General features: G+C 65.8%; 15 protein-coding genes and 1 pseudogene. 9 read left to right on the top strand and 7 right to left on the bottom strand.

Annotation, left to right across the window (positions count from 1 at the left end; genetic code table 11):
• Positions 1-67 precede the first annotated feature (67 nt).
• Both GORHZ_RS15490 and GORHZ_RS15485 read left to right on the top strand, forming a co-directional pair.
• A complete protein-coding gene (locus GORHZ_RS15490; protein ID WP_051998939.1) occupies positions 68-4,732 on the top strand; it encodes an NAD-glutamate dehydrogenase domain-containing protein in 4,665 nt (1,554 codons plus the stop codon).
• A 57-nt stretch (positions 4,733-4,789) separates the two neighbouring features.
• Positions 4,790-5,569, top strand: coding sequence for an IclR family transcriptional regulator (locus GORHZ_RS15485; RefSeq protein ID WP_006334474.1), 780 nt, complete (start codon positions 4,790-4,792; stop codon positions 5,567-5,569).
• Between the two features lie 45 nt (positions 5,570-5,614).
• On the opposite strand, the gene GORHZ_RS15480 is transcribed toward GORHZ_RS15485, so the two are convergent.
• Genes GORHZ_RS15480 through GORHZ_RS29535 form a run of 3 tightly spaced genes read right to left on the bottom strand, consistent with a single transcriptional unit; the run spans position 5,615 to position 8,718 of the window.
• Positions 5,615-6,808, bottom strand: a complete 1,194-nt coding sequence (locus tag GORHZ_RS15480) for an NAD(P)/FAD-dependent oxidoreductase (RefSeq protein ID WP_006334473.1) — start codon at positions 6,806-6,808, stop codon at positions 5,615-5,617.
• 45 nt (positions 6,809-6,853) lie between these two features.
• On the bottom strand, positions 6,854-8,113 hold the full coding sequence (locus GORHZ_RS15475) for an allantoate amidohydrolase (RefSeq protein ID WP_006334472.1): 1,260 nt from the start codon (positions 8,111-8,113) through the stop codon (positions 6,854-6,856).
• A complete protein-coding gene (locus GORHZ_RS29535) occupies positions 8,113-8,718 on the bottom strand; it encodes a HutD/Ves family protein (protein WP_006334471.1) in 606 nt (201 codons plus the stop codon). Before GORHZ_RS29535 ends, GORHZ_RS15475 begins: the two co-directional genes overlap by 1 nt.
• 127 nt (positions 8,719-8,845) lie before the next feature.
• Here GORHZ_RS29535 and GORHZ_RS15465 point away from each other — a divergent pair, with 127 nt between their 5' ends.
• On the top strand, positions 8,846-9,754 hold the full coding sequence (locus tag GORHZ_RS15465; protein WP_006334470.1) for a LysR substrate-binding domain-containing protein: 909 nt from the start codon (positions 8,846-8,848) through the stop codon (positions 9,752-9,754).
• Here the strand turns inward: GORHZ_RS15465 and GORHZ_RS15460 are convergent.
• Positions 9,744-10,412, bottom strand: a complete 669-nt coding sequence (locus tag GORHZ_RS15460) for a GntR family transcriptional regulator (RefSeq protein ID WP_006334469.1) — start codon at positions 10,410-10,412, stop codon at positions 9,744-9,746. The genes GORHZ_RS15465 and GORHZ_RS15460 overlap by 11 nt on opposite strands.
• 85 nt (positions 10,413-10,497) lie before the next feature.
• On the opposite strand from GORHZ_RS15460, the gene pruA reads away from it, so the two are divergent.
• The 5 genes from pruA to GORHZ_RS30890 all read left to right on the top strand — a co-directional run bounded on the left by pruA (position 10,498) and on the right by GORHZ_RS30890 (position 13,935).
• The gene (pruA, locus tag GORHZ_RS15455; RefSeq protein ID WP_006334468.1) at positions 10,498-12,141 is read left to right on the top strand and encodes an L-glutamate gamma-semialdehyde dehydrogenase; all 1,644 of its coding nucleotides are present in this window, start codon (positions 10,498-10,500) and stop codon (positions 12,139-12,141) included.
• A 224-nt stretch (positions 12,142-12,365) separates the two neighbouring features.
• Complete coding sequence (locus GORHZ_RS15450) at positions 12,366-13,130, top strand: enoyl-CoA hydratase (protein WP_006334467.1); 765 nt, start codon at positions 12,366-12,368, stop codon at positions 13,128-13,130.
• A gap of 80 nt (positions 13,131-13,210) precedes the next feature.
• Positions 13,211-13,420 carry a hypothetical protein gene (locus GORHZ_RS15445; RefSeq protein ID WP_006334466.1) on the top strand — a complete coding sequence of 70 codons (210 nt, stop codon included), beginning with the start codon at positions 13,211-13,213 and terminating at the stop codon, positions 13,418-13,420.
• Positions 13,420-13,542 (top strand): hypothetical protein, encoded by a 123-nt coding sequence (locus GORHZ_RS31975; RefSeq protein ID WP_280986195.1) that lies wholly within the window; start codon positions 13,420-13,422, stop codon positions 13,540-13,542. Before GORHZ_RS15445 ends, GORHZ_RS31975 begins: the two co-directional genes overlap by 1 nt.
• 153 nt (positions 13,543-13,695) lie before the next feature.
• Positions 13,696-13,935, top strand: a complete 240-nt coding sequence (locus GORHZ_RS30890) for a hypothetical protein (protein ID WP_157205202.1) — start codon at positions 13,696-13,698, stop codon at positions 13,933-13,935.
• Between the two features lie 40 nt (positions 13,936-13,975).
• Here GORHZ_RS30890 and GORHZ_RS15440 read toward each other — a convergent pair whose 3' ends face one another.
• Positions 13,976-15,223, bottom strand: coding sequence for an oxygenase MpaB family protein (locus tag GORHZ_RS15440; RefSeq protein WP_006334465.1), 1,248 nt, complete (start codon positions 15,221-15,223; stop codon positions 13,976-13,978).
• Between the two features lie 87 nt (positions 15,224-15,310).
• Here GORHZ_RS15440 and GORHZ_RS15435 point away from each other — a divergent pair.
• Positions 15,311-15,813, top strand: a pseudogene (locus GORHZ_RS15435) (methylated-DNA--[protein]-cysteine S-methyltransferase).
• Between the two features lie 233 nt (positions 15,814-16,046).
• On the opposite strand, the gene GORHZ_RS15425 reads toward GORHZ_RS15435, so the two are convergent.
• Positions 16,047-16,397 (bottom strand): nucleotidyltransferase family protein, encoded by a 351-nt coding sequence (locus GORHZ_RS15425; RefSeq protein ID WP_051998937.1) that lies wholly within the window; start codon positions 16,395-16,397, stop codon positions 16,047-16,049.
• 221 nt (positions 16,398-16,618) lie between these two features.
• Entirely contained in the window at positions 16,619-17,875 is a 1,257-nt protein-coding gene (locus GORHZ_RS15420; RefSeq protein ID WP_006334462.1) for a fatty acid desaturase family protein, read from the bottom strand.
• Between the last annotated feature and the right edge of the window lie 232 nt (positions 17,876-18,107).

Raw genomic sequence — 18,107 nt, 5'->3', positions numbered from 1 at the left:
CATCACCACGCCATCACCACCCACCACATCACCACCCACCACATCACCACCCACGGCGGAGACCACGTTGAGAACCCCTGAGATCAGCGACGACACCGACGGCGCCGTCACGACGAGCATCGCCGGACAGAACCGGTCCGACCTCACCGCCGCACTGGCCGCGGCATACCGCGTCCAGTCCCCGGGCCCGATGGACGGGCCCGGGGAGGGTCGTGATGGCGCATCAGATGCCCTCGACAGGGCTGCCGCGCAGATCACCCGCGGCCTCAACCGCCCCCCTGGTGCGGAGCTGATCGACATCGGCGAACGCGGTGTGGACATCATCACCGACGACCTACCCGATCTGGTCAGCGCGGTCCTCACCGCGATCGACCGGGCGGGTGGCCGGACTGCGCGGGTGATCCACCCGGTCCTGCACGTCGAGCGTGATCCCTCCGGGGTCCTGCTCGGGTTCCGGGACCCACAGCACGGAGACGCGGAGGTGACCGGTGCCGTTGTCCCGGAAGCGTGGATATCGGTGGAGTTCCTCTCGGGCGCCTCGGCCGACACATTCGTCATCCAATCCGCGGTCGAGTCGGCTGTTGCCGAGGCCCGGGCGGTCGGCTCGGTCTCCGTGCGGATCGGATCGACGTTTGCCGAAGTCGCCTCCCGCAACGACCCCGAACACGGTGGCATGCTCGGTTGGCTTGCCGGAGGTAACTTCTCGCCCTGTGGTTATCGGAAGCGGTGGGCGGGGACAGACCGCCCCGTCCTGTCCCTGGGGGCGGAGATCATCGGCATGCTGCCGACCGTCACGTCCACGACAATCGGTCGGACCGTCGGTCCGATCGTCCTGGGTGGGCAGCCGGGACTGCTGGTCGCGGTCCCGGAAAAAACCGAATCCGGCGAGACGCTCATCCACGAGTTCGTGGGCTCGCTGACCGTCGCCGCGCACGCACAGGACATCGCCGACATTCCGGTGCTGTCCGCACATCTCGACGCGGCACTCGCCGCGCACGGATGCTCGGCGACCTCGCACACCGGGCGCATCGTGACCGACACCGCAACCGCTCTGCCCCGCGAAGAACTACTGGCCGACGACGGTTCGCTGATGGCGGCGATCAGCACGGACACGCTGGTCAACGGGCGGTCGACCCAGGTCGGTGTATACGTCCGGCCATCGCTGGACGGCCGGCTCACCAGCTATCTGGTGACGATGCCCACCTCCCGGTACTCGTCGACCAAGCGCGATGCATTCGTCGAATCAGTTGCTCGTGGTCACGGTGGTGCCGTCGTGACATCCGGTGTCTACGGGATCCGCTCGGATCGCACCGTCGTCCACGTTGACCTGCATGCGACGAGCAACCCTGTGCCGACCCCGGAGCACCTCGATCGGCTGCGCGGCGAACTGACCGGTCTGCTTCGCACCTGGGACGACCACGTCAAAGCAGCGCTCGCGAAGACCGAATCCCGATGGAAGCCGGAAGAACTCGATGGGATGCTCGCAGGAACGCCCGAGACCTACCGTGCGCGTGCGGGCATCGACCGGGTCGATCAGGTCGTTGAGGATCTGCGGCGGATCATGGATCTGGCGATCGACGACGTGGACATGCGTCTCTATTCGACCGGCGTCACCCCGGCCATGCGCGCGACGATCTACCTGACGACCGCTGCGCCGCTGAGCCGGCTGTTACCCGCCCTGCAGCACCTCGGCGCCGATGTCCTCGACGAACACCCGGCCATGTTCACCCGATCCGACGGAACGTGCGTCTGGGTGCACGATCTTGGCATCGATCTCACCGGGTTGCTCGGAGAGGTCGAGGAGCGGCGAAGGGACGACCTGGTCGAGGCATTCCGAGCCGCGTGGCGCGGCCGCGCCGAATCCGATCGCTTCTCGCGTCTGACCGTGGCCGCCGGACTGCGCTGGCGTGAGGTCGTCGTCCTGCGCGCGTATGCCAGATACGCGCGACAGATCGGCAGCGTGTTCGATCTGAACGACATGGCCGACACCCTCGTGGCGCAGCACGAGGCCGCCAGGCTCCTCGTCGACCTGTTCCGCGCGCGCTTCGAGCCGGATCTCGCCGACCGACAGTTGCGGCTGCGGTCTGTCGCCGAGACGCTCGACGAGGTCATCGAACGAGTCAGCGGACTCGACGACGACCGCATCCTGCGATGCTTTCGCGCGATGATAGATGCCACCTTGCGCACGAACTGGTTCCGCGATCGCGGCGTCGTGTCGTTCAAGATCGATCCGAGCGGCGTGCCTCGCGTCCCCGCGCCGGTCCCGCAGTTCGAGATCTATGTGTACGCACCCGGCTTCGAGGGTGTGCACCTCCGCTTCGGACACGTGGCACGAGGCGGGCTGCGTCATTCGGATCGGCTGTTTGACTACCGAACCGAGATCCTCGGCCTGGTCAAGGCCCAGGCGGTCAAGAACTCGGTGATCGTACCGGTGGGCGCCAAGGGTGGGTTCGTCGTGCGGCAGAATGCACACGATCTCGATCACGTACGCGACTGCTACCGCGGGTACATCGGTGGTCTGCTCGACATCACCGACAACCGCGAGACCACCGCCGCCGGCGAAATGCACCTTGTCCCACCGGATCGCGTCGTCCGGCACGACACCGACGACCCCTACCTGGTGGTCGCCGCGGACAAGGGCACCGCCGCATTCTCCGATACCGCCAACGATGTCGCGCGCTCCTACGGCTTCTGGCTGGGCGACGCGTTTGCGTCGGGAGGATCGGTGGGCTATGACCACAAGGCCATGGGCATCACCGCCCGCGGGGCGTGGGAGTCGGTCAAGAGGCACCTCGGCGAACTGGATGTCGATCCCGAGCGGGACACCGTGACCGTCGTGGGCATCGGCGACATGAGCGGAGACGTGTTCGGCAACGGCATGCTGTTGAGCGACACCATCGAGTTGATCGCCGCCTTTGATCATCGGCACGTCTTCCTCGACCCCACACCGGATCCGGCACGGGCACATGACGCCAGGGACCGGTTGTTCCGGCAGCCCCGGTCGTCCTGGGACGACTACGACCGCTCGGCACTGAGCGCCGGTGGCGGGGTGTGGTCGCGCTCGGCCAAACGCATACCGATCAGCCCGCAGGTCCGCGGTGCGCTGGGTCTGGGGGCCGAAGTGACGTCGTTGTCGCCCAACGACCTGATCCGCGCCATTCTGTGCGCTCCGGTGGACCTGCTCTGGAACGGCGGAGTCGGGACCTACGTCAAGGCGAGTGCCGAAACCCACGCCGATGCCGGGGACAAGTTCAACGACGCGGTGCGGGTCGACGCGAGCGAGCTACGGGTGCGCGTCATCGGTGAAGGCGGCAACCTCGGCTTGACCCAACGTGCGCGCATCGAATTCGCCCGCCGCGGTGGGCGGCTCAACACCGACGCGATCGACAACTCCGCCGGCGTGGACTGCTCGGATCACGAGGTCAACCTGAAGGTACTGCTCGACGACCTGGTGCGCACCTGCCGGATCGACGTCGCCGAACGCAACTCGTTGCTGTCGACGATGACCGACGATGTCGCCGACCGCGTCCTCGCCGAGAACCGTCGGCAGAACCACGTTCTCGGACTGGCCCGTGCCCGCGCACACCGCATGGTCACTATCCACGAACAGATGGTCGCGGATCTGGAGGCGAGGACCGGGCTCGACCGGGCACTGGCCGCACTGCCGACCGCCGCCGAATTCGACTCCCTGCGTGCTCAGGAGGAAGGCCTGTGCGGGCCCGAGCTCGCGACACTCTTGGCACACACAAAGCTCGACCTCAAGGCGCGACTGCTCGAGTCATCGTTCCCGGACTCGGTGTGGTGTCGGGATCACCTCCTCGAGTACTTTCCGGCGGCCCTGGTCGAGTGCTTCGCCGATGCCATCGTCGAGCATCCGCTACGACGCGAGATCATCGCCACCATGCTGGTCAACGAGATGGTCGACGGTGCCGGGATCGGTTTCGCGTATCGCCTCGAGCACGAGTTGGGGACGACGGTCGAGGATGCGGTGCGCGCCTACCGGGTCGCCATCGGGATCCACGACCTACCCGCCCTGTGGCAGCGTCTGTGGGAGAGTCCTCTGCCGGTCGCGGAGGTGGACTCGATCATCCTGGACACGCGCGAACTGATCGACCGCACCGCACGGCGGGTGCTCACGGCCCGGCCGCAGCCGGTCGCCATCGGTGCCGAGATACGCCGCTACCGGCAGCAGGTCGACAGCCTCAGACAGTCCCTGCCCGACGTTCTGACCGGTGATGAACTCGGCCGTGTCACGGCTGCGGCACGGCTCCTCGGACACCACGGCATCGACGATTCCACGGCGTGGACGGCTGTTTCGTTGCTGCATTCCTTCGCGCTGCTCGACGTCATCGACATCGCCGAGCGGCTCGACCCCGAGACCGACGTCGTGCGGGTGGCAGCCGCCTACCATGCGCTCGGCGACATCCTTGGCGTGAGCCGCCTGCTGGCGGCCGTGGATGAGTTGCCGCACACCGACCGGTGGGACAACCTCGCCCGTCTAGCTCTTCGAGACGACCTCTACCGCACTCTTGCTCAGCTCACCGCACAGGTGTGTGATGAGGTTGCGGCATCCGCGGGCGGCGTGCAGGACTGCATCGAGAACTGGACATCGACGAACAAACCTCGTCTGCAACGGTTCTCGACGATGATGCAACATCTGTCCACACTCGACCGGTTCGACGTCACGACGTTGACGGTGACCTGTCGTCAACTGGCCGGACTCGTGCGCTGAGTGGATCGGGAACAACCATGACTCGAACGGAACCGAGGCGCTCGGTATCGTTTTCCCATGCCACCAACGGGACGCCAGGGGTCTGATACGTCTGTTCAGTCGGTCGACCGGGCGATAACGATCCTTCAGGTCCTGGCCCAGCGCGGCCCGAGCACCGTCACCGAACTCGCGGGCGATGTGGGCCTGCACAAGTCGACGGCGTTCCGGCTGCTGGCCACGCTCGAGGCCCGGGGCCTCGTCGAGCAGGAGGAGAACCGCGGGCGTTACCACCTCGGTTACGGGGTCGTCCAGCTGGCGGCGGGGGCGACGCGCAGGTACGACCTGTCCGTCATCAGCCGCCCGGTGTGTCAGACACTGGCAGCCGAGGTCGGCGAGACGGTGAACATCGCCATCCGTGACGGCGACGCCGTTGTCAGTATCGACCAGGTCATCGGCTCGTCGACGATCACCACGGTCAACTGGGTCGGCCAACGCACGCCCATCCACGCCACGTCCGCCGGCCGGGTCTTTCTTGCATTCATGTCCGCCGAGGAGCGCGACGAAGTGCTGGCCGGGCCGCTGGAGCGGTTCACCGACTACACCATCACCGACCGCGCCGAACTGGAAGCGCAGCTCAAGCTGGTCAACGATCGCGGTTGGGCTTTGACGCGTGACGAGCACGAGCTCGGTCTCAGCGCGATAGCCGCGCCCATCCGCACCCTCGACGGTTCTGTGGTGGCCGCAGTGACCATCTCCGGTCCGACCTTCCGCATCACCGACCCGCACGCGATCGCTGAACACGTGAAAGCTGCCGCCGCCACGATTTCCGAACGTAATGGATACCCCAAGGCAACATGAGACCCGCGCCGTTACGGCGCGGGTCTCACGGCGGGCATCTGGCGATCAGCGCATCTCGCCGGCACCCTTGTAGGGGTTGAGGCTGAGCAGCAGGTCGTCCTCGGCGAATCGCGAGTAACGGAAGTCGTTGGGATCGACGTCCTTGAGGGTCGTCGACCCGACCAACAACATGTCCGCGACCATCTTGCCGACGGCGGGCGAGATCTTGAACCCGTGACCGGAGAAGCCGGTGGCGAGGAACAGACCGTCGACCGGTGCCGGACCGATGATCGGGTTGTAGTCCGGGGTCACGTCGTATGCGCCGACATACGAACTGGTGATCCGGGGATCGGGCATATCGGGGAGGCGGTGCCCCATCTTCATGATGATCTTGTCGACGGTCGACTCGTCGGCCCGGTTCACGTAGTTGTCGGGATCGATGTACTGTGGGGCTGCGTGGTCCGAATTACCCACGAGCAGTTCACCATTCGGTTCGCGACAGATGTAGGACAGGCCGGCCAGATCTGACAGCACGGGGACCGCGGGAGTCGGCTCGCCCTGATCCACCAGTACGAGCTGCGCGCGCTGGGCCTTGACGTCGACGGGGACGCCGACCGGGGCGGTGAGCGCGGGCGTCCACGGGCCGGCGGCAACGATCACCGTCTCGGCATGAATCGCGTCACCGTTTGCCAGTTCCGCGCCGATCACCCGCCCGGTGTTGTCCGTCAGCAGCCGGGTGACCGGGGTGGACTGCCGGATCTTCACTCCGAGCTTGCGGGCCGAGGCGGCGAACGCCATGCCGGCCATGTACGCCTCGCCGCGTCCGCCGAGCGGCTCGTAGGCGAAGGCGGCGAAGTCGTCGAGGTGCAGGCCGGGCCACAGTTCGCTCATCTTGTCGTGGCCGATGAAATCGACGTCGATGCCGAGATTCTGCATCATCGCGACGTTCGCCTTCAGCGGTTCGAGGTTGTTCTCACCGACACCGACGACGTAGCCGCACTGCTGGAAAGCCATGTCGTCGCCGAAGATCTCGGTGGCGCGGGTGAAGATGTCGACGCCGTACCAGGACATCGCGGCCAGCGACGGATTGCCGTAATGGCATCGGACGACACCACTCGACTTGCCGGTCATACCCGAGCAGAGAGTGTCGCGCTCGACGACGGTGACGTCGGTCTCGCCCAGGTCGGCCAGCGACCAGGCGATCGCGAGGCCTTCGAGGCCGCCGCCGACGATGAGATAGCGGGTGGTGGTTGTGGTCATGTCGATTCGCTTTCGGGTTGGGGGATCGGGGTCAGGAGAATCGGGTCAGGGGATCGAGTCGGGTGAGGCTGGTTGGGTGATCAGGTCGGCGAGCACGGTCGCCAGCGCGTGGCCGCCCGCATCGGCGTCGGGATCTTCGACATACTCCTCGGGTGAGTGCGAGACCCCGGTCGGGTTGCGGACGAAGAGCATCGCGGTCGGGATCTCCTCCTTGAGCACCCCGGCATCGTGGCCGGCGCCGGTGGAAAGGATCGGTGCGTCGGGCAGGATCGTCGACAGTCGTCCTCGCAGAACGGGATCGAAGTCCACCCGCGGGCTCATCGACGCTTCGGTGAGAGTCACCGAACACCCCTCTGCGGCTGCGCGTTCGCGTGCTGCGGCGGCGATGTCGGTAACGAGTGCGGCAACCACCGCATCGTCGTCGTGGCGGACGTCGAGCCACACGTCGACGCGCGACGCGATCACGTTGCTGCCGCCGGGGACCGGGTCGAGTTTGCCGACGGTCGCCCGCGCACCGTCGACGGTCCGGCCGAGGCGGCGGACCTCGAGCACGGTGGCCGCGGCGGCGAGCATCGGATCGCGACGATCGGTCATCAACGTGGTGCCGGCATGGTTGCCCTGACCCAGAAACGACAGCCGCCACCGGCCGTGGCCGAGGATCGACGACCCGATCGCGACGGGTGTGTCGAGGTCGACGAGGCCGCGACCCTGCTCGACGTGGAGTTCGACGAAACAGCCCAGACGCGAGAGGCGTTCGTCGTCGCGTCCGAGATGGCGCGGGTCGAGTCCGTTGCGCGCCGCGAGTTCGGCGAACGACGTCCCGTCGGCATCGACAAGCGCCGCGGCCCGCTCGGGGGTCACCGCCCCGGTCAGCAGCTGCGATCCCAGGCAGGCCAGACCGTAGCGGGAGCCCTCCTCCTCGGGGAACACCGCGAGTGCGAGCGGACGAGTGGGGGCGAGGTCCTGTGCCGCAAGGATGTCGATTGCGCTCAGCGCCGACGCGACGCCGAGCGGCCCGTCGAAAGCCCCGCCGCCCGGTACCGAGTCGAGGTGGCTACCCGTCACGACCGCGTCGGTGAGGGGAAGTTCCGCGGGATTCCACCAGGCCCAGATGATCCCGTTGCGGTCCGTCTCGATCTCGAGGGAACGCCGCCGGGCGGCGGCGATGAACCATTCGCGGAGTTCGAGTTCGGCGGGGGAGTACACCGGTCGGCTGTAGCCGCCCCGAGCCGCGTCGGTGCCGATCGCAGCGATCTCCGCCATCAAGGTGCTCACCGACTGCGCGGTGGTGGTGGTGCCGGTCATTACTGATTCTCCTCGAGAGCGGGACTGATACGGATGCCGGCCAGGGAAGCGGCACCGGAGACGTTGTGTGGCAGGGAGTTCAGGCGCAGTGTGTCCCAGCGACTCAATACGCCGAAGTCGGTGGTGACCGAGCCGGACAGCACCACCCAGACCTCTGCGTCGCCCGGATGGAGGACGGAGGTTCCGGAGATCCGGCGCACGTATATCTCGCCGTGCACCGAGGTGCGTCGGACCATCAGGTTGAGCAACTGTGTCTGCCCGCGGGTCGGCTGTGCACGGACGAGGTCCTCGCCCGCGAACCGGATCCGATCGAGATGAGTCAGATGAGAAGCGGACCCGTTGATCGTCAACATGATCGGGTCATCGCCGACGACCATGGCGACACGATCGAGACCGGCGAACATCGAGAACTCGCACGGCGCTGCGATCGTCGCGATGCTCAGCGTCCAGTCCGGATCGTCCGGAGCGCCGGCGGTGGCGATGCGCCGCATGGTGCCAAGACCGTTGCGCCACGCTCGCGCGGCCAACTCGGACATCCAGATCACCTGGGCATGAGTGAGTTTCGCGTCGGCTACTCCGGTGGAGTGCGTGCAGTCCAGCGACATCAGCGATGCTCCCTCGTGCTGTCAGGTGATCAGGACGGTTTGCCCTGTGCCGTTCAGTAGACCGCAGCCATTGACAAAACTCCAATATCTATTTGACGGATATTGTTCCGGTAATCAGAATTATTGGATGGAGCTTCGTCATCTGCGTTACTTCCGCGTGCTCGCCGAGGAACTGCACTTCGGTCGGGCGGCCGCACGGCTACACATCTCCCAGCCGCCGCTCACCACGCACATCAAGGATCTCGAACGAGAAGTCGGTACTCCGCTGTTCGAGCGGACCACACGGCGGGTGTCATTGACCTCGGCGGGCGAGATCTTCGCCGGCAGGGTCACCGAACTCCTCGCGGCGCTCGACGAGGCCGTCGACGAGGTTCGCGATCACGCCGCAGGAAAACGCGGTCGCGTCCGCGTCGGCTTTGTCAGTTCGGCCAGTGCCACCGTGCTCCCGCCCGCGCTCCGGGCGTTTCGCGACACCCACCCCGATGTTCGCGTCGATCTGTTCCCGCTGACCACCGCGGAGCAGATTGATGCGCTGACCGCCGGCTCTCTGGAGGTTGGCCTGATCCGCTCGAGCGCCGGTGAGCCGGGGTTGAGCGTTCAGACACTGGCGGAGGAGCCCATGGTGGCCGTGTTGCCGACCGAACATCCACTCGCGAAGCGGGAGGTGGTCGAGATCGGTGAACTCGTCGGCGAGCGGCTGATTTTGTTCCCCAACGACCTCATGCCCGGCTACACGGCCCAGGTCTGGTCGATGTTCGCGTCCGTGGGCGCGCGACCGCATGTCGTTCAGGAGGCCGTCCACCACGAGACCGTCGTCGGACTGGTATCTGCGGACGTCGGGATTTCGATTCTGCCGGAGTCGGTTTCGCGGTTGCGCATGCCCGAGGTGGTCACCAGGTCGATCGCCGGAGCGCCGACGACCGAGCTGATGATCGCGCGTCGCGCCGAGGCGACGACGAATCCGGCGGCGGAGGCGTTTGTCGAATGTCTATATGCGGCGGTCGATGTCGGCTCCGCCGCGGACTTCACGGATTGAGCATGCGCCGCACGCTGGCCGAGAAGTCGTACAGATGCGCGCGTGCGGCTGCGCGTGCGGCGTCGGCGTCGCCGCGGGCGATGGCCGCGACCACCTCGGCCTGATCGCAGGTGTCGGGTGCGGTGCCGACCATCCGTCGCAGGCCGTAATTCCAGATGCGCATCGACAGATTCGCGTACTGGTTGAGCGTGTCCGCGAGGAACGGATTGTGCGCGGCGGCATAGATCATCCGATGGATGGTCGTGTCGACGTCGAGGTACCCCGACGATCGATGGTGACCGTCGGGATGAAGTTGCACGATCTCGATCAGCGCGTCGCGTTCTTCCTGCGTCGCCCTGACCGCGGCCTGCGCAGCCGCAAGGCCCTCGAGCTCCACCCGAACCTCCGTCAGCCACGCCTCGTCGCCGACCGCGATGTCCGTCGCGAACGTTCCCCGCCGCGGAAACGTGACGACCAGGCGCTCGAGCGCGAGTCGCTTGATGGCATCGCGCACCGGGGTGAGTCCGGTACCCAGGCGCTCGGAGAGTTCCTTTTCGTTGAGGGGCGCACCGGGTTCGATGCTCAACGAGATCAACTCGTCGCGTAGCTGCTCGTAGGCGACGTCGACGAGTCGCCGGGGCTGCTCTGGCGCCTCGGTCTTCTCCAGCGGTTGACTCATGCTGCGATGATACCTAACATCTATCTGACATCGCACTAAAATTTCAGTTAGTAGCACACGATTCCCACGCCGTGAGGAGCTCTTCATGACCATCGCCAGCGCCCGGATTGCGGGTAACCCTCGCGTACCCGAACCTGTCAACGAGCAGGCTCGCGGCTACGCGCCCGGATCGGTCGAGGCACGCAGCGTGCTCGCCGCCATCGACGCCGTGAAGGCGGCGGGTGTTCGTGACCTGCCCAACGTGATCAACGGTGTACGTCGGCCGATCGGCGACTCGGATCCGGTCGTGGCGCCGCACGAGCATGCGCTTCAACTCGGACGCATTCCGGTGGCCTCCGCCGAGGCCGTCAACGCCGCGATCGATGCCGCTCTCGCCGCCCGGCACGACTGGTCGCGCATGGACTGGCAGGATCGGGTGGCGATCTTCCTGCGTGCCGCCGAGCTGGTGAACAGCAAGTACCGCGACGAGCTGATGGCGACCACGATGCTGGGTCAGTCGAAGACCTTCCACCAGGCCGAGATCGACGTCAACGAGTTGGTCGATTTCTTCCGGTACAACGTCAAGCTCGCCGAGCAGATCTACACGGGGCAGCCGTTCTCGGTCACCGGTGTGCACAACGTCATGGACCACCGTCCTCTCGAGGGATTCGTCCTCGCGCTGACGCCCTTCAACTTCACCGCCATCGCGGGCAACCTGCCCTCGACCCCGGCGCTCATGGGCAACGTCGTCGTGTGGAAACCGTCGGAGAAGTCCGCGCTCTCCAGCGACGTGGTCATGCGGATCTTCGAGGAGGCCGGCGTGCCTGCGGGCGTGATCAACCTCGTGCACGGTGACGGCAAGCTGGTCACCGAGGTCGCTCAGGCCAGCGAGCACCTGGCCGGCATCAGCTTCACCGGTTCCACCGCGGTGTTCCGCGACATTTGGCGCGGCATCGCCACGAACCTGGACATCTACCGCAGCTACCCGCGCCTGGTGGGCGAGACCGGCGGTAAGAACGCCGTCATCGCCCATCCGTCGGCTGACCCACAGGCGTTGCTGGTGGCGCTGGTCCGCGGGGCGTTCGAGTACCAGGGGCAGAAGTGTTCGGCCGCCTCGCGCGCCTACATCCCGCGTAGCCTGTGGCGGGAACTGCGCGAGCCTCTGATCGAGACGACGGCCGGGCTGGTCGTCGGTGACGTCACCCGGCACGAGACGTACGTGGGCGCTGTCATCGACGACAAGGCGGCCGACCGCCTGGGCGCCGCGTTCGACCGCGTCAAGCAGTCCTCCGATCACGAGATCCTCGTCGGCGGCAGCGTGTCGACCGATAAGGGCTGGTTCGTCGAGCCCACCATCGTGGAGACCACCGACCCGCGGTCGTTCGTCATGTCGGAAGAGTTCTTCGGACCGCTCTTGAGCGTCTACATCTACGAGGACGAAGACTGGGATCAGACGCTGCGCCTGTTGGACACGACCAGCCAGTACGCACTGACCTGTTCGGTCTTTGCCTCGGACCGGATCGCGATCAACACCGCGCTGGATGTGCTGCGCGACAACGCGGGGATGACCTACATCAATGACAAGCCGACCGGCGCGACCATGGGCCAGCAGTCCTTCGGCGGCAGCCGCGGATCGGGCACCAACGACAAGACCGGTTCGGTTCTCGCGTTGCAGCGTTGGGTCAGCGGGCGGTTCATCAAGGAGAACATGACTCCCGACCTCGATTGGACCTATCCGTACATGGGGTGAGTCAGGTGCCTCGCGGATAGTTTTCGGGCGGGAGCCTCCGGACCCGGGAACGGTCGATCGTGAACCGTCCCCGGTCCGGTGATGGTCGAGGACGATCGCCACCTCTTGGACGCGTTATCGTCCCGGCCGTGGCTGAGTCCAACGCCTGAATCGCCGAAACTCGGCGGGAATGCGGCTATGCTCGCCACGATTCCGTGAGCCGCCGCGACCGAAGGTGTCGTCCGATGACCGAACCGCTTCTTGTGGATGTGCGAGGGGCCGTCGCACTGATGACCCTCAACCGGCCCGAGGCGCGCAACGCGTTGAGTCTGGACCTCGCCCGCGGACTGAGTTCCGCACTGCGCCAACTCGATGCGGATGCCGGAGTTCGAGTCATCGTCATCACCGGCGCCGACCCGGCATTCTGCGCCGGCCTTGACCTCAAGAGTCTGGCTGCAGATGGCCCCGCCTATCTCGAGGCCGTCCACGAGGCGAACTGCATCCGCCTCGTCGGCGAGCTGGCCACCCCGGTTGTCGGCGCCGTCAACGGTGCGGCGTTCACCGGCGGACTCGAGATCGCGCTCGGTTGCGACTTCCTGATCGCCAGTGAACGCGCCGTGTTCGCCGACACCCACGCCCGGGTGGGCGTGTTGCCCGGCGGCGGGATGACCGTCCGGCTACCGGACCGTATCGGGCCCGGCTGGGCGCGCCGGATGTCGTTCACGGGTGAGGTCGTGGACGCAGATCTCGCGTTGCGCATCGGTCTGGTGACCGAGGTGGTCGCGCACGACGGACTGCTGGATCGCGCCATGGACGTCGCGCAATGGATCGCCGATGCCGACGGGGAGATACTCCGCTCGGTGAAACGGATCTACGACGCCGGCTGGGATGCCACGACCGGATCGGCGCTCGCTGTCGAAGGCGAGCTGGCCGCCGCCACCGCACCGGACTGGGAGGCGCTGGAGGCGAATCGACAGCACGTCATGCTGCGGAACCGCACGCAACTCTGACGGGTACTCGGCGACCAAGGGGGCGGTGAGCGTCCAAGTGAGTCGCAAGTGTTTGACAAGGCCGCCCGGGGAACCTCGGGGTGGCAGAGAAACGCGTCGAACACGAGGAGCACGACATGGCCGTCCCGACACCCACAGTTCCGGTGGCGATCAACGCCCCGGGCGTCGTCGCACGGTTGCGGTACCTCACGCAACAGGCGCCCAGTCTGAGGTGGCGGCCGTCGCTGCGCGCGCAACGACGGTGGGACCTGGTCTTTGACGTCGTGCAGTCGGCGGTACCCAGGTGCTGATGATCGGGTTGATCGCGTTCTCCGGAACCGGGGGCACGGTGACCGCGCCGGACAGCGCGGACTCACCCCCGTCACGGGTGGTGACGATCGACTACGCGCAGAGCGGGATAGCTCGTGGATGATCGCGTCGTCCTCGGATCGGCCGGCCGCGAGCCGTCACCGGCCTGCGCCCGAAAGCTCCCAGAGACTCCCCAATCGCAGCGACGACATGCAGTTCGGGGCGAGGGTGCTTCTCGGGGCATTTTTCGGCCGCCGGGCCGGATCAGGGAGCCGGCATGGACGGCAACGCCTGCGTCGTCACCATTACTGTCGGCGACCACGCTCGACGGCGACATCCGCACGGCGACCTTCGACGACGGTGGACACGCACGAGAACGCATCGTCGCCCGGTACTCGATGGTCCCGGCGCACTGCTCGTGTGGAACGCGACCTTACGGGCGGCGCCCGATGTGGTGGCGGCGGTTGAAGCCCTCTACGACGCAGGACTGGGACGGTTGGGTGAACTGTTCGGGTGACCGGAGGGACTGTCGTCACCGCGACGCCTGGAAGCCCTCCTCATCCGTGCCTTCCGACCGGCAACGCGCCGATTCCCGCGGCGCTCTTGCCGAAGTGTCGGAAGATCGCGCGGTCGCGAGCGACTCGGCCACGCCATTCGAGGTAGCGTTCTCCGGCCCACGTCGGTCCGATGAGCCGATAGCTGATCGTGTTCCGCGCCCACGCGATCCCGAATGCCCATGGAAGACGTCGCGGCAACAGCAGATCCCGCATGCCGTGCGGTCCGAGGAATCCCTCCAGCATGCTGAGCAGCCGTTCGCGTGTGTAGCGTGCCGACGCGTCATGTGCGAACTTGTAGTGCAAGTCGCTCTGCACGTCGACGAGAGCTCCGGCCAGCTGCGCACCCGCATCGGTGACGTCGCTCTGCGACAACAGGATTGCGTAGCTCAGTTGATGTTGGTCGCGTTCGTCGTCGAACAACCAGTCCTCGTCGACGCCGATGAGCCAGCCGGCATATTTCCAGAGGTGCATCAAGGCCCGCGAATCATCCTTGGATATCGGCACACCGAGTGCCCGAACCCCCATCATCAGTGCGCCGCTGAAGAGATTGAGGGTCGAAGCGAGATCGGTCTGATTGATCGGCAGACCCCATTCGGAGCTGTCCCACCGGCCGTTGCGTTCGAAAGCTTCGTTGACGAGCGCATGCATCAGACGGACATGGACGGTCAGCTTCCATCCCTCGCCGTCCCGTAGCATCCCGCCCGGCCGCCCGACCGCGATCGCCCATGTCTGGGTCTCGCCGAGTCGCCGCATGGTGGTGTTGCCCGACAGTCCGCCGGTCTCGGCGAGGAGGTCGACGGGTCCGCCGAATCGGTAGCCGCCGATGAGCGACAGCTGCAAAAGGACGTCGTTGGCGTTCTGGCCGAACCGCCGGAATACCGTGGCACCGTGCTCGCACAACTCGCGATCGACCCACGATGGTGTTTCCTCGACGGTCGCGAAGAACGCGCGAAGCGCGGGTGGACTCTGGTCGGTTGTTCCCGACTCCAGCGCGACATGGAACTGAGCCATCGAGACATGCTCCGGATCGTCCTTGGGGAGGCGCATCGCCCGGACCAGGGCCGCTGCGGGCTCGTCGCGCATCATCAGTCGGCGCCCGAGGAGTGCGAAGTCGTCCTTCGTCGGCTCCGACAGTCGCCAGTAGATCCGCAGCAACCGGCCGATCCGGCGTCCGCGTTTGTCGGCGGCCCGATGACGACGCGGTGGTCCGAGCGTCGGCGGATAGGGCGCCTCGGGCAACGTTGACATGAGACGAGTTTATCGATTCGTCTCACGCCGGACAACGGGCTGTCAGTATGCCGACGTACGCTGGCTCCAGCCTGCAAGGAGTCCGCGATGCACACCCGACGCCACGCAATAATCACCACCGCTCTCGGAGATCTGACACTCGTCACCGACGGCGATGACCTGGTCGGCTGTCGTTTCCCACCCACCGATACCTCGACGATGGGCGATCTCGTTGATCCCGCGGTCGACCACGTGCTCGGCCGAGCGGCGAACCAACTGCGCGAGTATCTCGACGGTACGCGCGAGGCCTTCGATCTCCAGCTACGAACCGATGGTGACGGGTTCCAGGAACGTGTGTGGGCAGCCCTTCGAGAGATCCCGTTCGGGCAGACCATCAGCTATGGGCAACTCGCGACAATGCTGGGCAACCCCGGTCTCGCACGACGAGTGGGTCGCGCCTCGGACAGAATCCGATCGGCGTGATCATCCCGTGCCATCGCGTCATCGGCGCCGACGGTTCGCTCACCGGGTTCGGTGGTGGGCCGGAACGCAAACGGCACCTGCTGGAGCTCGAGGAGCCCGCAGAGGCCCACGAGGCGAGGCTGTTCTGAATTCGGCTGCTCCGCTTACCAAAGAGAGTCATTGCCGCTCATCAGTACCGCCGATGGAGTTCTGACGTCGCGCTGGAGACGGTCGATCAGGATCTTCCTGCGCTCGAGTCGGCGATCACAGACATCCAGGAAACAGTCACGTATCGCGCTCCAGCATCGCTGGATCAGCGCGGTTGCGGACAACGGCAAATCGTCGAAGGTCGTGGATCGCGACGAGGATGTCGGCGCACCGATCACGTAAGGATCGACTCAAGGGGAATCAGGTCCTTTCGGGCGGTCTCCAGTACACGGGGATCGCCGAGAGTCTCGTCGACAACATCAACGCGGACATTGGTGATTCGACGGAGCCGCTCCGTGAGCCCCCCGGTTGTCATGAGGATACGTCCGGGAGTCGTGTCCGAGAATACGACGTAGATGTCTATGTCGCTGTCCGCGGATGCGTCACCGCGTGCCACCGAGCCGAATAGATGGGCATGCACGACTCCGGCCGCCGACAGTGCTTCCGCGACCTCGTCAGCGTGAGTCGCGAGCGCGCCTCGTAGACGTGTCGTGTCGGCGGTGACCGTCATCTGGGCTTCGTCCACACCGTCAATCGTAGTGGCTGGACAGAAGTTGGTCCGCGTCAAACGCGGGTATCAGATGAGCGAGCCGAGTATCCGCAAGTCACCTACATCCTTGACCGACCCTCTCTGCCGGCATTCTGCAAGCGTCACTCGGCAGGGTCGGCGCTCCGCCACTCGGTCTTCGGCTCGATCACGACAAGCGTTGGGCTGCCTCGTCTTCAGGAACCTGCCTCGATCGGCGGCTAGCGGCGACCCCGCCGAGCATGTATCGCGCGTCGGGCGGCCTTCAGGCCGATACGGCGGCCGGTACGTTCGTCGATGTGTGGTTCGGCGAACTCGGTGCCGGCGAACATCGCCTCGCTCGCGGTTTCCGGTGCGTCGTCGGGGGTGTCATGCAGGTATTTGTTCGGCAGCGACAGTTTGGCGATCGTCCGCCACGACTTGGCGTATTGCACGTACAGCGGGCCGATGGTGTACGGCAGGTCGTATTTGTCGCACAACTCGCGCACTCGAATACTGATCTCCGCCAACCGATTCGACGGCAGATCAGGAAACATGTGGTGTTCGATCTGGTAGCTGAGGTTGCCGGACAGGAAGTCGATCACCGGACCGCCGGACAGATTCGCGCTGCCCAGCATTTGCCGCAGGTACCACTCGCCCTGTGTCTCGCCGTCCACGTCCTGCTTGGTGAACTTCTCGGCGCCGTCGGGGAAGTGGCCGCAGAAGATGACCGCGTTCGTCCAGACGTTGCGGATCAGATTGGCCGTCACCGTGGCCGTCAGTGCCTTACGCCAGCCCTGCTTCCCGCCGAACGGGATTCCGACGAGCGGCGCGGCGACGTAGTCCTTGGCTACCTGACGGCCGATCTTGCGGGCCACGTCGGAGGCGTCGGCCTTGAACGTCTCCCGGTCGAACCAGGGCCGGTTCCACTTGAGCACCGCGCGACCGATCTCCAGATGCTGGACGGCCACGCCGTACTCGAACAGCAGTGTCAGCAGCGTGTTGTAGACCAGGTTGCCGGCGTTGAACGGTGTCCACGGCTGATCCCGGGTCACGCGCAGCAGGTTGAAACCCACGTCGTCGTCCATCCCGAGGACGTTGGTGTACTTGTGGTGCACGAAGTTGTGCGTGTGCTTCCACAGTCGCGACGTGCCGGCGTTGTCCCACTCCCACGTGGTCGAGTGCACCTCGGGATCGTTCATCCAATCCCACTGCCCGTGCATGATGTTGTGCCCGAGCTCCATGTTCTCGATGATCTTGGCCAGTCCCAGGCACACGGCCGAGCCCCACCAGAATCCGCGCTTGTGTGCGCCGAGCAACATCGCGCGACCGGCAACCTCCAGACTCCGCTGGGCTGCGATCGTCCGCCGCAGGTAGCGCACGTCCGACTCGCCGCGAGCGGATTCGATGTCACGCCGGATGGCGTCGAGCTCAGCGCCCAGCGCTTCGACGTCTGCCTCTGTGAGGTGCGCGTATACCGGAATGTCAGTGATCGCCATGCGAGAGCCGCCCTTCGTGACGCGTCGATCTTCGCCGTAACCTACGCAACCGTAGGTTACGCAATAGTAGGTCGTCAACCGTTGATCGCGTTGTTTGGAACGCGGTTCGTCGGCCTCGGGGTCGATCTCGTAGTGACCTCCGTCGTAACTGGACTTGCATACGCGAACATGCTCGCAGCGTGGCGAAAACGACAGCGATGGAACATCAGCCCTGGGTCACGATGAGTGATCT

Source organism: Gordonia rhizosphera NBRC 16068, from assembly GCF_000298195.1.
In the GTDB taxonomy this organism is placed as follows: Bacteria; Actinomycetota; Actinomycetes; order Mycobacteriales; family Mycobacteriaceae; genus Gordonia; species Gordonia rhizosphera.
Note: the sequence above shows the minus strand (reverse complement) of the source record. Positions and strands in the feature narration are given on the sequence as shown.

Excerpts from the sequence above, each read along its gene's own strand:
- GORHZ_RS15480 (WP_006334473.1), bottom strand. The coding sequence starts at position 6,808 with ATGACCACAACCACCACCCGCTATCTCATCGTCGGCGGCGGCCTCGAA.
- GORHZ_RS15450 (WP_006334467.1), top strand. The coding sequence starts at position 12,366 with ATGACCGAACCGCTTCTTGTGGATGTGCGAGGGGCCGTCGCACTGATG.
- GORHZ_RS15485 (WP_006334474.1), top strand. The coding sequence starts at position 4,790 with ATGCCACCAACGGGACGCCAGGGGTCTGATACGTCTGTTCAGTCGGTC.
- GORHZ_RS15460 (WP_006334469.1), bottom strand. The coding sequence starts at position 10,412 with ATGAGTCAACCGCTGGAGAAGACCGAGGCGCCAGAGCAGCCCCGGCGA.
- GORHZ_RS15440 (WP_006334465.1), bottom strand. The coding sequence starts at position 15,223 with ATGTCAACGTTGCCCGAGGCGCCCTATCCGCCGACGCTCGGACCACCG.
- GORHZ_RS15475 (WP_006334472.1), bottom strand. The coding sequence starts at position 8,113 with ATGACCGGCACCACCACCACCGCGCAGTCGGTGAGCACCTTGATGGCG.
- GORHZ_RS31975 (WP_280986195.1), top strand. The coding sequence starts at position 13,420 with ATGATCGGGTTGATCGCGTTCTCCGGAACCGGGGGCACGGTGACCGCG.
- pruA (WP_006334468.1), top strand. The coding sequence starts at position 10,498 with ATGACCATCGCCAGCGCCCGGATTGCGGGTAACCCTCGCGTACCCGAA.
- GORHZ_RS15465 (WP_006334470.1), top strand. The coding sequence starts at position 8,846 with ATGGAGCTTCGTCATCTGCGTTACTTCCGCGTGCTCGCCGAGGAACTG.
- GORHZ_RS29535 (WP_006334471.1), bottom strand. The coding sequence starts at position 8,718 with ATGTCGCTGGACTGCACGCACTCCACCGGAGTAGCCGACGCGAAACTC.
- GORHZ_RS15420 (WP_006334462.1), bottom strand. The coding sequence starts at position 17,875 with ATGGCGATCACTGACATTCCGGTATACGCGCACCTCACAGAGGCAGAC.
- GORHZ_RS30890 (WP_157205202.1), top strand. The coding sequence starts at position 13,696 with ATGGACGGCAACGCCTGCGTCGTCACCATTACTGTCGGCGACCACGCT.